14 protein-coding genes are annotated in these 14,079 nt (G+C 61.6%); 13 read left to right on the top strand and 1 reads right to left on the bottom strand.

Annotation, left to right across the window (positions count from 1 at the left end; genetic code table 11):
* Nucleotides 1–141: 141 nt before the first annotated feature.
* Both JQ611_RS17240 and JQ611_RS17235 read left to right on the top strand, forming a co-directional pair.
* Complete coding sequence (locus JQ611_RS17240; RefSeq protein WP_212391699.1) at nucleotides 142–2,196, top strand: FAD-dependent oxidoreductase; 2,055 nt, start codon at nucleotides 142–144, stop codon at nucleotides 2,194–2,196.
* 139 nt (nucleotides 2,197–2,335) lie between these two features.
* On the top strand, nucleotides 2,336–4,381 hold the full coding sequence (locus tag JQ611_RS17235; protein ID WP_212466081.1) for an ABC transporter ATP-binding protein: 2,046 nt from the start codon (nucleotides 2,336–2,338) through the stop codon (nucleotides 4,379–4,381).
* Here JQ611_RS17235 and JQ611_RS17230 read toward each other — a convergent pair.
* Nucleotides 4,321–5,547: an NAD(P)/FAD-dependent oxidoreductase gene (locus JQ611_RS17230; protein WP_212466080.1), complete on the bottom strand. Its 1,227-nt coding sequence runs from the start codon at nucleotides 5,545–5,547 to the stop codon at nucleotides 4,321–4,323. The two genes, JQ611_RS17235 and JQ611_RS17230, sit on opposite strands and share 61 nt — an antisense overlap.
* A gap of 701 nt (nucleotides 5,548–6,248) precedes the next feature.
* On the opposite strand from JQ611_RS17230, the gene rpsL reads away from it, so the two are divergent.
* From rpsL to rplV, 11 genes are all read left to right on the top strand, one after another.
* A complete protein-coding gene (rpsL, locus tag JQ611_RS17225) occupies nucleotides 6,249–6,620 on the top strand; it encodes a 30S ribosomal protein S12 (RefSeq protein WP_057849132.1) in 372 nt (123 codons plus the stop codon).
* 15 nt (nucleotides 6,621–6,635) lie between these two features.
* The gene (gene rpsG, locus JQ611_RS17220; protein ID WP_192733871.1) at nucleotides 6,636–7,106 is read left to right on the top strand and encodes a 30S ribosomal protein S7; all 471 of its coding nucleotides are present in this window, start codon (nucleotides 6,636–6,638) and stop codon (nucleotides 7,104–7,106) included.
* Nucleotides 7,107–7,136: 30 nt separating this feature from the next.
* Nucleotides 7,137–9,209, top strand: a complete 2,073-nt coding sequence (fusA, locus tag JQ611_RS17215) for an elongation factor G (protein ID WP_212466079.1) — start codon at nucleotides 7,137–7,139, stop codon at nucleotides 9,207–9,209.
* A gap of 39 nt (nucleotides 9,210–9,248) precedes the next feature.
* On the top strand, nucleotides 9,249–10,439 hold the full coding sequence (tuf, locus tag JQ611_RS17210; protein ID WP_192733869.1) for an elongation factor Tu: 1,191 nt from the start codon (nucleotides 9,249–9,251) through the stop codon (nucleotides 10,437–10,439).
* A gap of 89 nt (nucleotides 10,440–10,528) precedes the next feature.
* The gene (rpsJ, locus tag JQ611_RS17205; RefSeq protein ID WP_002712302.1) at nucleotides 10,529–10,837 is read left to right on the top strand and encodes a 30S ribosomal protein S10; all 309 of its coding nucleotides are present in this window, start codon (nucleotides 10,529–10,531) and stop codon (nucleotides 10,835–10,837) included.
* A 53-nt stretch (nucleotides 10,838–10,890) separates the two neighbouring features.
* On the top strand, nucleotides 10,891–11,613 hold the full coding sequence (gene rplC / locus JQ611_RS17200; RefSeq protein ID WP_212269288.1) for a 50S ribosomal protein L3: 723 nt from the start codon (nucleotides 10,891–10,893) through the stop codon (nucleotides 11,611–11,613).
* Nucleotide 11,614: 1 nt separating this feature from the next.
* A complete protein-coding gene (gene rplD / locus JQ611_RS17195; RefSeq protein ID WP_192733867.1) occupies nucleotides 11,615–12,235 on the top strand; it encodes a 50S ribosomal protein L4 in 621 nt (206 codons plus the stop codon).
* Nucleotides 12,232–12,531 (top strand): 50S ribosomal protein L23, encoded by a 300-nt coding sequence (locus tag JQ611_RS17190; protein WP_192733866.1) that lies wholly within the window; start codon nucleotides 12,232–12,234, stop codon nucleotides 12,529–12,531. The genes rplD and JQ611_RS17190 overlap by 4 nt, the downstream gene beginning before the upstream one ends.
* A gap of 12 nt (nucleotides 12,532–12,543) precedes the next feature.
* On the top strand, nucleotides 12,544–13,377 hold the full coding sequence (gene rplB, locus JQ611_RS17185) for a 50S ribosomal protein L2 (RefSeq protein ID WP_212269287.1): 834 nt from the start codon (nucleotides 12,544–12,546) through the stop codon (nucleotides 13,375–13,377).
* Between the two features lie 12 nt (nucleotides 13,378–13,389).
* A complete protein-coding gene (gene rpsS, locus JQ611_RS17180; protein WP_027536815.1) occupies nucleotides 13,390–13,668 on the top strand; it encodes a 30S ribosomal protein S19 in 279 nt (92 codons plus the stop codon).
* 10 nt (nucleotides 13,669–13,678) lie between these two features.
* Complete coding sequence (gene rplV, locus JQ611_RS17175; RefSeq protein WP_212269286.1) at nucleotides 13,679–14,065, top strand: 50S ribosomal protein L22; 387 nt, start codon at nucleotides 13,679–13,681, stop codon at nucleotides 14,063–14,065.
* Nucleotides 14,066–14,079 lie beyond the last annotated feature (14 nt).

The raw sequence follows: 14,079 nt of genomic DNA, 5'->3' as shown, positions 1-14,079 counted from the left end.
CGTGGGCTCCCTGGCGCTTTCCGGCATTGCTGCAATGCGCGGACCCGCTTTGTTCATCTTCCCTTCAGGGTGAAAAGCGCTTTTGCTAAGGAGACTTAAACCGGCTGCACTTGGGGGCAGGCGGGAACTTGCGGAAAACACATGCTCGATCTTGCAATCGTAGGCGGCGGCCCGGGCGGGCTGATGAGCGCCTGGTATCTGAAAAAGAAGCTCGGCGATCTCTGCCGCATCACGATCTACGAGGCATCCGACCGGGTCGGCGGCAAGATCGTCACGCGCAAATTCGATTCGGCGCCGGCGATGTATGAGGCCGGCGTTGCCGAGATCTATGATTACTCGATGACCGGCCCGGATCCGCTGCGCGAGCTGATCCAGCATTTCGGCCTGCAGACGATTCCGATGGACGCCGAGCAGGTGCAGTTCGACGGCGAACTCCTCAATGACGTGCCGGGCATGCGCCGCAAATACGGCGCGAAGACCGCAGCCGCGATCGAGGGCTTCCGCAAGCGCTGCAGCGATATGGTGTCGCCGCTCGAATATTACGAAGGCGTCGGCGCCCACGATAACGAGCATCCGTGGGCCTACATGACCGCCGAGGAACTGCTCGAAAAGTTCGTCGACGACGATACCGCCAAGCGCTTCTTCAAGGTGATGGCCCGCTCGGACATCGCGACCGAGCCCCACAACACCAACGGGCTGAACGCGCTGAAGAACTTCGTGATGGATGTCGACGGCTATATCGGGCTGTATTCGATTCAGAACGGCAACGAACAACTGGTCGATTGCCTGCGCAGCGAAGTCACGGCCGATATCCAGCTCAATCACCGGGTGCTCCAGGTCGGCAAGACGTCCTCCGGCCGCTATCAGCTCAACATGATGAACGGCAAGGGACCGGAGACGCGGGACTTCGATCTCGTGGTGATGTGCCTGCCGCATTCCTGGCTCGGCACGATGCGCTGGAACGGCGAACAGCTGCGCAAGTCGATGGTCAAGCACGTCGCCTATTTCGACCGGCCCGCGCATTATCTGCGGGTTTCGATCCTGTTCGACGAACCGTTCTGGGGCGAGAAGATCCCCGGCGCCTGGTTCATGTCGGAGGCATTCGGCGGCTGCTGCGTCTACAACGAGGGCGCGCGTCATGATGTGGGCAAGCATGGCGTCCTGAACTGGCTGATCGCGGGTTCCGATGCGCTGGCATTTGCCAATCTCAGCGATCAGGAACTGATCGACGCCGCGTTGAAGTCGCTGCCGGCGGCGCTCGGCAACGCCCGTGACTATTTCAAGGAAGGCAAGATCCATCGCTGGCTGTCGTCGGTGAACGCGCTGCCGGGCGGCTTGCCGGTGCGCGACGTCATGACCAACCACCGGCCCGAGCCGAAGGAACATCCGGGGATCGTCGTGGTCGGCGACTATCTGTTCGACTCCACGCTCAACGGACTGCTCGACTCCTCCGACGCCGCCACCGACATCATCGTCTCCGAGATGATGCGGCTACGCCGCGCACGCGCGCAGGCGGGCGGGTCGCTCTCCGACAAGATCGATCGCGATTATTTCGAAAATTATCGCGGGCTTGGCCCCTACAGCGAGGTCTGGAGCGAGTTTACCGACCCGGCCTATCTGACGGACCTGATCAAGATCGTCTGGAACCGGGCGAGGGGCTACAAGCTCCTGATCGCCGGCTCGGCCAGCGGCGAACTAGTCGGCGCGCTGCGCGAGCGCGGCATCGACGCCTGGGGCATCGAAAACAACCGCGCCATCCATGCCCGGACGCCGAAGGCGCTGAAGAAATTCAACAAGCTCGGCTCGATCGTCGATATGCCGTTCAAGGACGGCGAGTTCGATTTCGTGTTCGAGACCAGCCTGTGCCACGTCGCGGAGAAGCAGGTCCCGCGCGCCGTGCGCGAACTGAACCGGGTGATCAAGACCGGACTGCTGTTCGGCTCCGTCACGTCGGACACGCCGCCGGCGCTGATCGACCGCTACGACCTGCTGCGCGGGGTGAAGAAGCTCAGCACCTGGTGGGAATGGTCGGAGTTGTTCTTCGGCAACGGATTCGACCTCTCAATGCATCGCCGCGACGTCACCGATGCATTGTGGGCAGCGACGCTTGCCGCCAACAAGGGGCCGGGACAGTGGTACGCCGACTCCGACAGCCTGCGCTATTCGTTCTTCGACAAGGTGGAGTCCGAAGACTGATCGGCAGCTTCCGGTACTCGGATTGTTTGCCAATTGTTTTGCCGAATTCATCCTGATCGCATAGGATCGGCGCGGTAGCGTCCACCGCTATCGCGTTTCGATTTGCGGTCATGCCGGCCGTGCAGCATCGGTTGGTTTCATGGCGCCAAAGCCTCCTTCTTCGGATGATCAGAATCCCGCGTCAGCGGACGATCCTGAGCTTGCGAAGAAGCTCGCGCTCGAGGCTATCGCCAGTGGCAAGCCGGCCGGCTTGCCCGCCGCCGATGACGGCATAAAAGACAAAAAAGCCAAGAAAGACGAGGACGAGGACGACGAGCTGGAGCTCGACGACGATGATGACGAGGACCTCGTCGTCTTCACCGCGAAGGAAGCCGCCGGCGCGATGGCGACGGTCTACGGCTTCGTCAAGCCCTATCTGGGCAATTACAGGAAGCCATTGGCGATCGTCACCTTCGGCGTGCTGGTCGAGACGCTGTTCAACGTCATCATGCCGCTCAGCCTGAAGTTCCTGATCGACGACGCGCTTGGCGAAGAGGATTTCCAGGCGCTCTACAAGATCCTCGGCGTGCTCGCGGTCGCCGGCATCATCACCTCGATCGTCGCGATCTGGTATGAGCGCTGGGATGCGCGGTTGGCAGCCGGCATCATTTCCGATGTCCGGACGCGGTTGTTCGAGCATGTCCAGAGCTTGCCGGCGGGCTATTTCGCCCGCACCAAGCGTGGCGAAATTCTCTCGCGCTTCTCGATCGACCTCTCGGCGTTCGAGGGGGCGGTCAAGACCTTTGCCAACAGCGCGGCGCTGCCGTTCCTGGAACTGATCGCCGGCATCATCCTGATGCTGTTCCTGAACTGGCAGCTCGCGGCCGTCGCGCTTCTGGTGTTTCCGATCACGCTGATCGGCCCGCGGATTTTGACGCCAAAGGCGGTGCAGGCCAATTACGAGCAGAAGCTGAATGAATCGGCGCTGCTCGGCATGGTGCAGGAAAACGTCGCGGCCCAGGCGGTGGTGAAAGCGTTCAGCTTGCAGCGCCGCGCGTTCGGCTGGTTCTCCCTGCGCAACCAGGATGTGCGCACCAAGACCGCGTCCGCGGTGTTCCTGTCGACCATGGTGGAACGCACCGTCACGATCTCGGTGCTGTTGCTGCATCTGGTGGTGCTCGCGATCGGCGCCTATCTCGCCACCACGGGCCAGATCACCATCGGCACCTTCGTAACCTTCGAGAGCGCGTTCTGGGAGGTGTCCTACAACATCGCCCATCTGATGCATTTCATTCCGGTGTCGATCCAGGCGGCCGCATCGGTGCGGCATATGCAGGAACTGCTGGACGAGCCGACCCGCGGGGCCGACCGCCCCGGCGCGCCCGACCTGCCGCGCATCACCAACGACATCACCTTCGATCGCGTGACCTTCCAGTACGAGGGCAGCGAGACGCCGGTGCTCGACAATCTCAGCCTCAAGCTCAATGCCGGCAAGCGTATCGCCATCGTCGGACCCAGCGGCTCCGGCAAGAGCACGCTGCTCAATCTGATCCTGCGGCTCTACCAGCCCGACGAGGGGCGCCTGACCATCGACGGCGTCGACGTCCGCCGCGTCACCCTGGAATCGCTGCGCGGGAGCATGGCGGTCGTGTTCCAGGAGAACATGCTGTTCAACATGTCGATCCGCGAAAACATCCGGCTCGGCAAGGAAGGCGCGAGCGACGAAGAGGTCGTGGAGGCCGCCAAGAAGGCCGAGATTCACCAGTACATCATGAGCCTGCCGCAGAAATACGACACGCCGGTCGGCGAACGCGGCGACACGCTGTCGGGCGGCCAGCGCCAGCGCATCGCGATCGCGCGCGCCGTCATCCGCAACCCGTCCGTCCTGCTGCTGGACGAAGCGACGTCCGCGCTCGACCAGACCACGGAAGCGGCGATCAATCGCACGCTGCTGAAGGTGGCGGAGGGACGCACCATGATCTGGTCGACGCACCGCCTGACGTCGGTGGTCGAGATGGACGAGATCATCGTGATTTCAAACGGCAAGGCGATCGAGCGCGGCTCGCACGCGGAGCTGCTTGCCCGCAATGGCGCCTACCGCAAGCTCTGGGACGACCAGGGCCACAAGCCGCACAATGCGGCCGGTCAGGCCGACGACGACAATGAAGACGACGATGATGATGAGGACGAGGACGACGAGGAGTGAGCGTGGGTTTTTGCTTCCGCGCTGATTGCCTTGCGTAACCGTCGCAGATTGCCTTCGCCAAACCACGCCAGGAATCGCGCCAGGCGTTGTGCGCGCCAGTAGATGCCGCGGTCCAGGGTGACCTTGCGGAAGCTGAAGGCCTTCGCCATCGACCAGGCGTCGCAGGCCTGCTTGACCGGATCTTCGTAGTACGACGCGATCTTGGCCTCGTTCATGCCCTCGGTCGCCAACCAGGCGGGAATATGGACGTTGCAGAGCTGGGTGACGTCAGTGAGTACCTTGTCTGTGCCGGTGCCCGTGACGGGGCAGGTGGTGGCGAAGGCGTCGCCGACCAGGACGATGCCGGGCTGCCGATAGCCTGTGCTGACGTGGATATCCGCTGGCCTGATCTTGACGTCGCCTGACACGGTATACTCGCCGGTGATGCGGCGCAGCCGCGGCAGCGCGGCATTCATGGTCTCGACCGGCTTTTGCCGCATCTCGCGCAGCCAGGGATCGTCGGCCTCGCGATAGGCGAACAGATTCGCTCGCATCCTGGTGCCAACCGGAAACAGCGTCAGATAGGGGATACGGGCGCTCGGACGTTCCGAAAAATAGGTCAGCGCGGGAAATGCGAAAGCGGCGCGACCGGCGGGCGCAAGGTCGAATCCGATCGAGATCGAGTGGCACGGGCTGATGATCTGGCGTTCGATGCCGAGATTGCGGCGGAGCCCGATGTTCAACCCATTGGCCAGCACCACCAGCCGCGCCGAGATCGATTCGCCGTTCGAGAGCGTGAGCTTCTGGCGATCGTCGCTGGTCGAGACATCCGTGACCTTGGCGTAGACCAGTTCGGCAGGTTTGGGGATTTCGGCCCGAATCGCCATGATCAGCGCGTCATACATGATGCCGAACTGCTGGCTCGGCCGCTTGTCGAGCAGATAGCCGGCCCGCGCGATCCAGTTTTCGCCGTCATGGGTGGTCGAACGCAGCAGCGAATCGGCGAATCCCGTCTTGTACAAAAGGTCGACCTGGGTGCCGCCGCTTAGCTTTTCGACGCGAAAATCGAACGGATAATTTTCATGCGGGTCGATCAGGAGCGTCGGAATCCCGGCGCGTCCGAGCATCGCGGCCGCGGTCGAGCCGGCGAGGCCGCCCCCGATAATTGCAATGTCCGTGTACTGCATAGGAATTTCCGGCCTTGAAGGGCTAGTTTTGCGCCGGGAAAGGCAAATAAAGGCTTAGCTTGGCAATCCGCTTTGGACGGGAACCGGGGGAATTATGTTTCTGGATATATTTACCCGGGTAAAATAGGCGAGAATCGCTGGTGCCGCTCGATTCGAAGAAGCGGGGAGTGCCGTCGATTTCGCTACGCACCGATTCACGCGAAGCTCTGAATCTGCAGGTGCCATAGGCGTTTCCTGCGTTGTCGTTTCGCTTGACTTAGCTACCCACGGCTTATAGAAGACCCCCACTTCACGACAGGCGGTGAGCGTCGCCAGCGTCGGAACGGAACACCCTTCAAATCCTTATGGACCCAAATCCTTCTGGACTGAGACGGGCACCAACCTCGACGAATGCCGCTCAAACGCTGTCGATCATATAGCTAGGCAATGCCAGTGCGATTTTAGTTCTCTTGAGCACGTTCTCTTGAGAGTGAACTCGGATGCATGACCTCGGTAGCAGGCCGAACAGCGAACGCTGATCGGCCTTCAGTCGCGGTCCTCTGTGGCGTCGAAGCGCTTTCCGCTCAGCAATGAGTGGTTGGCGCGATTTCGTTTTGCGTGGGTGTTTTTCCCGTGCAAAGCGGCCGAACGGGGCGGCTAGTCCCGAGAAGAATTTGCGAAGCCATCTCCGGTTTCGCGCGAACTAAAGGGTGAAGGCTGACATGCCGACGATCAACCAGCTGATCGCAAAACCGCGTACCGTGCAGAAGTCGCGCAAGAAGGTGCCGGCGCTGCAGCAGTCGCCGCAGAAGCGCGGCGTTTGCACGCGCGTCTATACCACGACCCCGAAGAAGCCGAACTCGGCGCTTCGTAAGGTTGCCAAGGTGCGCCTGACCAACGGCTTCGAAGTGATCGGCTACATCCCCGGTGAAGGCCATAACCTTCAGGAACACTCGGTGGTCATGATCCGCGGCGGCCGCGTCAAGGATTTGCCCGGCGTGCGCTACCACATTCTCCGCGGCGTCCTCGATACCCAGGGCGTCAAGAACCGTAAGCAGCGTCGTTCGAAGTACGGCGCGAAGCGTCCGAAGTAAGCGGGAACAGCCAAGATGTCTCGTCGCCATTCAGCTGAAAAGCGTGAAGTGAACCCGGATCCGAAGTTCGGGAACATCATCATTACGAAGTTCATGAATTCGATCATGTACGACGGCAAGAAGTCTGCCGCCGAGAGCATCGTCTACGGCGCGCTCGCCATGATCGAGGCCAAGACCAAGCAGGGCCCGCTGCCGGTGTTCGAGCAGGCGCTGGAAAACGTCATGCCGACCATCGAAGTGCGTTCGCGCCGCGTCGGCGGCGCCACCTATCAGGTGCCGGTTGAAGTGCGTTCCGTCCGCCGTCAGGCGCTGGGCATTCGCTGGATCATCACCGCGGCGCGCGATCGCAACGAGAAGACCATGACGGAGCGGCTCTCGGCCGAGTTGCTCGACGCGTCGAATAACCGGGGGAACGCCGTCAAGAAGCGTGAAGACGTGCACCGGATGGCTGAAGCCAACCGCGCCTTCTCGCACTATCGCTGGTAACGGCGAAACACGGATTTTAAGGAACAACCCATGCCCCGCGTTCATGCCATAGAGAACTACCGCAACTTCGGTATCATGGCGCATATCGATGCCGGCAAGACCACGACCACCGAGCGCATCCTTTATTACACCGGCAAGAGCCACAAGATCGGCGAAGTGCACGAAGGTGCCGCGACGATGGACTGGATGGAGCAGGAGCAGGAGCGCGGCATTACGATTACGTCGGCTGCGACCACCGCGTTCTGGGAAGGCAAGCGCCTCAACATCATCGACACTCCCGGCCACGTCGACTTCACCATTGAAGTCGAGCGTTCGCTGCGCGTGCTCGACGGCGCGGTATGCGTGCTCGACTCCAACCAGGGCGTTGAACCTCAGACCGAAACCGTCTGGCGTCAGGGCGACAAGTACCGCGTTCCGCGCATCGTCTTCGCCAACAAGATGGATAAGACCGGCGCCGACTTCTACAAATGCATGCAGGATATTGTCGATCGCCTCGGCGCCAAGCCGATTGCGATCCAGCTTCCGATCGGCTCCGAAAACAACTTCAAGGGCCTGATCGATCTCGTCCGCATGAAGGGCGTCGTCTGGGAAGAAGAGAAGCTCGACGCCAAGTTCGTCGACATCGATATTCCCGAGGACATGGTCGAGAAGGCCAATGAATATCGCGAGAAGCTGCTGGAAGCCGCCGTCGAACTCGACGACGACGTTCTTGCTGCTTACCTCGACGGCAAGGAGCCCGATGTCGCGACCTTGAAGCGCATGATCCGCAAGGCCGTGCTGACCGGCGCGTTCTTCCCGGTGCTGTGCGGTTCGGCGTTCAAGAACAAGGGCGTGCAGCCGCTGCTCGACGCGGTCGTGGACTATCTGCCGTCGCCGGTCGACGTGCCCGCCATCAAGGGCATCGATGAAGACGGCAACGAAGTCACCCGCAAGGCCGACGACAAGGAGCCGCTGGCTCTGCTCGCGTTCAAGATCATGGACGACCCGTTCGTCGGCACCATCACCTTCTGCCGCATCTATTCGGGTGTGCTGATGAGCGGTACCGGCGTGGTCAACTCGACCCGCGAGAAGAAAGAACGTATCGGCCGCATGCTGCTGATGCATGCGAACAACCGCGAAGACATCAAGGAAGCTTATGCCGGCGACATCGTTGCTTTGGCGGGCCTGAAGGAAGCGCGCACCGGTGACACGCTGTGCGATCCCGACAAGCAGGTGATCCTGGAGAAGATGGAATTCCCGGAGCCGGTGATCGAAATCGCCATCGAGCCGAAGTCGAAGGCCGACCAGGAAAAGCTCGGCGTCGCACTGGCGAAGCTCGCTGCGGAAGATCCGTCGTTCCGGGTGTCGACCGACCAGGAGTCCGGCCAGACCATTCTCAAGGGCATGGGCGAACTTCATCTCGACATCAAGGTCGACATCCTGCGCCGTACCTACAAGGTCGATGCGAACATTGGCGCGCCGCAGGTGGCGTTCCGTGAGCGCGTCACCAAAAAGGCCGAGGTCAAGTACACGCACAAGAAGCAGACCGGTGGTACCGGTCAGTTCGCTGAAGTGTCGATCGTGGTCGAGCCGAACGAGCCCGGCAAGGGCTACGAGTTCGAGTCCAAGGTTGTTGGTGGTTCGGTGCCGAAGGAATATATCCCCGGCGTCGAAAAGGGTCTCAACAGCGTGATGGGCTCGGGTGTCGTCGCCGGCTTCCCGGTGGTCGACGTCAAGGTGACGCTGGTCGACGGCAAGTATCACGACGTCGACTCGTCGGCGCTGGCCTTCGAAATCGCATCGCGCGCGGCATTCCGCGAAGCGCTGACGAAGGGCAAGTCCGTCCTGCTCGAGCCGATCATGAAGGTCGAAGTGGTGACCCCGGAAGACTATACCGGTTCGGTCATCGGCGACCTGAATTCGCGGCGCGGCCAGATCCAGGGTCAAGACATGCGCGGCAACGCCAACGTCATCAACGCGATGGTGCCGCTCATGAACATGTTCGGGTACGTGAATAACCTGCGCTCGATGAGCCAGGGACGCGCGACCTTTACGATGCAATTCGATCACTACGCGGAAGCACCCGCGAACGTGTCCGCAGAAGTCCAGAAGAAGTTTGCCTGATTGTCGTTGGCGGCAGTCAACGATTAAACGGAGAGTCAAATGGCCAAAGCAAAATTTGAACGTAACAAACCGCACTGCAATATCGGAACCATCGGTCACGTCGACCATGGCAAGACTTCGCTGACCGCAGCGATCACCAAGGTGCTGGCTGAAACCGGCGGTGCGACGTTCACGGCGTACGACCAGATCGACAAGGCGCCCGAAGAAAAGGCGCGCGGCATCACGATCTCGACCGCTCACGTCGAATACGAAACCGCGAACCGGCACTACGCCCACGTCGATTGCCCGGGCCACGCCGACTACGTGAAGAACATGATCACCGGTGCGGCGCAGATGGACGGCGCGATCCTGGTGGTGTCGGCCGCCGACGGCCCGATGCCGCAGACCCGCGAGCACATCCTGCTCGCCCGTCAGGTCGGCGTTCCCGCGCTCGTCGTGTTCCTTAACAAGTGCGACATGGTCGACGATCCGGAACTGCTCGAACTGGTCGAGATGGAAGTCCGCGAACTGCTCTCGAAGTACGAATTCCCGGGCGACACGATCCCGATCATCAAGGGTTCGGCTCTCGCCGCCCTCGAAGACAAGGACAAGAAGCTCGGCCACGACGCAGTTCTCGAACTGATGAAGGCTGTCGACGAAAGCATCCCGCAGCCGGCGCGTCCGATCGACCAGCCGTTCCTGATGCCGGTCGAAGACGTGTTCTCGATCTCGGGCCGCGGCACCGTGGTGACCGGCCGTGTCGAACGCGGCATCGTCAAGGTCGGCGAGGAAATCGAAATCGTCGGTCTGCGCGATACCCAGAAGACCATCGTCACCGGCGTCGAAATGTTCCGCAAGCTGCTCGATCAGGGCCAGGCCGGCGACAACATCGGTGCGCTGCTGCGCGGTACCAAGCGCGAGGAAGTCGAGCGTGGCCAGGTGCTGTGCAAGCCGGGTTCGGTCAAGCCGCACACCAAGTTCAAGGCTGAGGCTTACATCCTGACCAAGGAAGAGGGCGGTCGTCACACCCCGTTCTTCACCAACTACCGGCCGCAGTTCTACTTCCGCACCACCGACGTGACCGGCGTCGTGCATCTGCCCGAAGGCACCGAAATGGTGATGCCGGGCGACAACATCGCGATGGAAGTGCACCTGATCGTGCCGATCGCGATGGAAGAGAAGCTCCGCTTCGCGATCCGCGAAGGTGGCCGCACCGTCGGCTCGGGTGTCGTCTCCGCCATCATTGAGTAAGCGAACAGGAATTGGCGAGTGGCGGATGAAATCATTCGCTACTCGCTAGCCACCATTCGCAAATACGACGACAAAGAAAGACAGCGGCAATGAACGGCCAAAATATTCGCATCCGTCTCAAGGCGTTCGACCATCGAATTCTCGATACGTCGACCCGCGAGATCGTGAACACGGCGAAACGTACCGGTGCTCAGGTTCGCGGACCCATTCCGCTGCCGACCCGCATCGAGAAGTTCACCGTCAACCGTTCGCCGCACGTCGACAAGAAGAGCCGTGAGCAGTTCGAGATGCGCACCCACAAGCGCCTGCTCGACATTGTCGACCCGACCCCGCAGACCGTCGATGCTTTGATGAAGCTCGACCTGGCCGCCGGTGTCGACGTCGAGATCAAGCTCTAAGATTTTTTTAGATCGTCCGAAGTTAGCGGACAGAAAGAACAGGAAGCACGCCGATGCGCTCCGGAGTGATCGCACAAAAGGTCGGGATGACGCGGGTCTTTACGGAGACCGGTGAACATATCCCTGTGACCGTGCTGAAGCTGGGCAATTGTCAGGTTCTGGGCCACCGCACGACCGAGAAGAACGGTTACGTTGCGCTGCAGCTCGGTTCCGGCACCCGCAAGACCGTCTATCTGCCCAAGGCAGAGCGCGGCCAGTTTGCGGTGTCCAAGGTCGAGCCCAAGCGGAAGGTCACCGAGTTTCGCGTGTCTGAGGACGCGCTGATCCCGGTTGGCGCCGAAATTCAGGCGGACCATTTCGTGGTCGGCCAGTTCGTCGACGTCACCGGCACCTCGGTCGGTAAGGGTTTTGCCGGCGGCATGAAGCGCTGGAACTTCGGCGGTCTTCGCGCCACCCACGGTGTGTCGGTTTCGCATCGTTCGATCGGTTCGACCGGCGGACGTCAGGATCCCGGCAAGACCTTCAAGAACAAGAAGATGCCCGGTCACATGGGCGTCGATCGCATCACCACGCTCAACCTGCGCGTTGTGCAGACCGACGTCGAGCGCGGCCTGATCCTCGTCGAGGGCGCCGTTCCCGGCTCCAAGGGCGGTTGGATCTCGGTGCGTGATGCGGTGAAGAAGCCGTTGCCGAAGGAAGCTCCGAAGCCCGGCAAGTTCAGGGTTGTCGGCGGTGCCGAGCAGGCTCAAGCGCCGGCCGAGCAGGAGGGCGCGTGAGATGGAACTGAAAGTCACGACCCTTGAGGGCAAGGAAGCCGGTTCGGTCCAGCTGTCCGATGAGATTTTCGGCCTGGAGCCGCGCAAGGACATCATCCAGCGCTGCGTCAACTGGCAGCTCGCCAAGCGTCAGGCCGGCACGCACAAGACGCAGGGCCGCGCCGATGTCTGGCGCACCGGCAAGAAGATGTACAAGCAGAAGGGCACCGGCGGTGCTCGTCACGGTTCGGCCCGCGTTCCGCAGTTCCGCGGCGGTGGCCGTGCGTTCGGTCCGGTGGTGCGCTCGCACGCCTTCGCCTTGCCGAAGAAGGTGCGCGCACTGGCACTTCGCCATGCGCTCTCCGCCAAGGCAAAGGACGGCGGGCTGATCGTGATCGAATCGGCGACGCTCGAGGCCGCCAAGACCAAGGCTCTGGTCGGGCATTTCTCGGGTCTCGGCCTGACCAATGCGCTGATCATCGACGGCGCCGAGGTCAACACCGGTTTCGCGACCGCGGCCCGCAACATTCCGAACATCGACGTGCTGCCGATCCAGGGCATCAACGTCTATGACATTCTGCGCCGTCACAAGCTGGTGCTGACCAAGTCGGCGGTGGATGCGTTGGAGGCGCGCTTCAAATGAAGAATATCGATCCGCGCCATTACGACGTGATCGTTGCCCCGGTGGTGACCGAAAAGGCAACGGTAGCGTCCGAGCACAACAAGGTTGTGTTCAAGGTCGCCTCCAAGGCGACCAAGCCGCAAATCAAGGAAGCCGTCGAGAAGCTGTTCGACGTCAAGGTGAAGAGCGTGAACACGCTGGTCCGCAAGGGCAAGACCAAGGTGTTCCGCGGTAATTTCGGTTCGCAGTCGGATGTGAAGCGGGCGATCGTGACCCTCGAAGAGGGCCACCGCATCGACGTCACCACCGGACTATAAGGCGTTACGACGATGGCATTGAAAACATACAATCCGACGACGCCGGGCCAGCGCCAGCTGGTGATGGTCGACCGTTCGGCGCTGTACAAGGGCAAGCCGGTCAAGGCGTTGACCGAGGGCAAGCAGAGCAATGGCGGCCGCAACAACACCGGCCGTATCACGGTTCGCTTTCGTGGCGGTGGCCACAAGAAGGCCTACCGGATGGTCGATTTCAAGCGCGACAAGGTCGACGTAGCCGCGACCGTCGAGCGCCTGGAATACGATCCGAACCGCACCGCGTTCATCGCGCTGATCAAGTATGCCGACGGCGAGCAGGCCTATATCCTGGCGCCGCAGCGGCTGGCCGCGGGCGACACCGTCGTTGCCGGCAACTATGTCGACGTGAAGCCCGGCAATGTCATGCCGCTCGGCAACATGCCGGTCGGCACCATCGTCCACAATATCGAGATGAAGATCGGCAAGGGCGGCCAGATCGCACGTTCCGCCGGCACCTATGCGCAGATCGTCGGCCGCGATCAGGACTACGTCATTCTGCGTCTGAACTCGGGCGAACAGCGCCTGGTGCACGGCCGTTGCCGCGGCACCATCGGCGCGGTGTCGAACCCCGATCACATGAACATCTCGATCGGCAAGGCCGGCCGTACCCGCTGGCTGGGCTGGCGTCCGCATAACCGCGGCGTCGTCATGAACCCGATCGACCATCCGCACGGCGGCGGCGAAGGCCGCACCTCGGGCGGCCGCCACCCGGTGACCCCGTGGGGCAAGCCGACCAAGGGCAAGAAGACCCGTTCGAATAAGTCGACCAACAGATTCATCCTCCTAAGCCGCCACAAGCGGAAGAAGTAAGGAACGCCGGACATGGTTCGTTCAGTCTGGAAAGGCCCGTTCGTCGAAGGCTCTCTGCTCAAGAAAGCAGATGCCGCGCGCGCGTCCGGCCGTCACGACGTCATCAAGATCTGGAGCCGCCGCTCGACCATCCTGCCGCAGTTCGTCGGCCTGGTCTTCGGTGTCTACAACGGCCAGAAGCATGTGCCGGTATCGGTCAACGAGGAAATGGTGGGTCACAAGTTCGGCGAATTCTCGCCGACCCGTACCTTCCATGGCCATTCTGGCGACAAGAAAGCCAAGAAGGCTTGAGGAATAAGCGATGAGCAAACCAAAGCGCGAAAGAGTGCTCGCGGATAACGAGGCCAAGGCTGTGGCCCGGATGCTGCGCGTGAGCCCGCAGAAGCTTAATCTTGTCGCGCAGCTGATCCGCGGCCGGAAGGCGTCTGCGGCACTGGCCGACCTGCAGTTCTCGCGCAAGCGGATCGCGGTCGACGTCAAGAAGTGCCTGGAATCGGCGATCGCCAACGCCGAGAACAACCACGACCTCGAGGTCGACGATCTGGTCGTCGCCGAGGCCCATGTCGGCAACGGCATCGTGATGAAGCGTTTTTCGCCGCGCGGCCGTGGCCGTTCGGGGCGTATCTACAAACCATTCGCACACCTGACCATCGTGGTTCGTCAGGTCGAGGCCGAGGCTGGCGCTTAAGAGCGCAGGAGAAG

It is taken from the genome of Bradyrhizobium sp. AUGA SZCCT0182 (assembly GCF_018130185.1).
Lineage (GTDB): Bacteria > Pseudomonadota > Alphaproteobacteria > Rhizobiales > Xanthobacteraceae > Bradyrhizobium.
This window is presented reverse-complemented; position numbering and strand designations above follow the sequence as displayed.

What these genes read in the sequence shown, in the direction of transcription:
- JQ611_RS17240 (WP_212391699.1), top strand. Translation starts at nt 142, where the DNA reads ATGCTCGATCTTGCAATCGTAGGCGGCGGCCCGGGCGGGCTGATGAGC.
- JQ611_RS17235 (WP_212466081.1), top strand. Translation starts at nt 2,336, where the DNA reads ATGGCGCCAAAGCCTCCTTCTTCGGATGATCAGAATCCCGCGTCAGCG.
- JQ611_RS17230 (WP_212466080.1), bottom strand. Translation starts at nt 5,547, where the DNA reads ATGCAGTACACGGACATTGCAATTATCGGGGGCGGCCTCGCCGGCTCG.
- rpsL (WP_057849132.1), top strand. Translation starts at nt 6,249, where the DNA reads ATGCCGACGATCAACCAGCTGATCGCAAAACCGCGTACCGTGCAGAAG.
- rpsG (WP_192733871.1), top strand. Translation starts at nt 6,636, where the DNA reads ATGTCTCGTCGCCATTCAGCTGAAAAGCGTGAAGTGAACCCGGATCCG.
- fusA (WP_212466079.1), top strand. Translation starts at nt 7,137, where the DNA reads ATGCCCCGCGTTCATGCCATAGAGAACTACCGCAACTTCGGTATCATG.
- tuf (WP_192733869.1), top strand. Translation starts at nt 9,249, where the DNA reads ATGGCCAAAGCAAAATTTGAACGTAACAAACCGCACTGCAATATCGGA.
- rpsJ (WP_002712302.1), top strand. Translation starts at nt 10,529, where the DNA reads ATGAACGGCCAAAATATTCGCATCCGTCTCAAGGCGTTCGACCATCGA.
- rplC (WP_212269288.1), top strand. Translation starts at nt 10,891, where the DNA reads ATGCGCTCCGGAGTGATCGCACAAAAGGTCGGGATGACGCGGGTCTTT.
- rplD (WP_192733867.1), top strand. Translation starts at nt 11,615, where the DNA reads ATGGAACTGAAAGTCACGACCCTTGAGGGCAAGGAAGCCGGTTCGGTC.
- JQ611_RS17190 (WP_192733866.1), top strand. Translation starts at nt 12,232, where the DNA reads ATGAAGAATATCGATCCGCGCCATTACGACGTGATCGTTGCCCCGGTG.
- rplB (WP_212269287.1), top strand. Translation starts at nt 12,544, where the DNA reads ATGGCATTGAAAACATACAATCCGACGACGCCGGGCCAGCGCCAGCTG.
- rpsS (WP_027536815.1), top strand. Translation starts at nt 13,390, where the DNA reads ATGGTTCGTTCAGTCTGGAAAGGCCCGTTCGTCGAAGGCTCTCTGCTC.
- rplV (WP_212269286.1), top strand. Translation starts at nt 13,679, where the DNA reads ATGAGCAAACCAAAGCGCGAAAGAGTGCTCGCGGATAACGAGGCCAAG.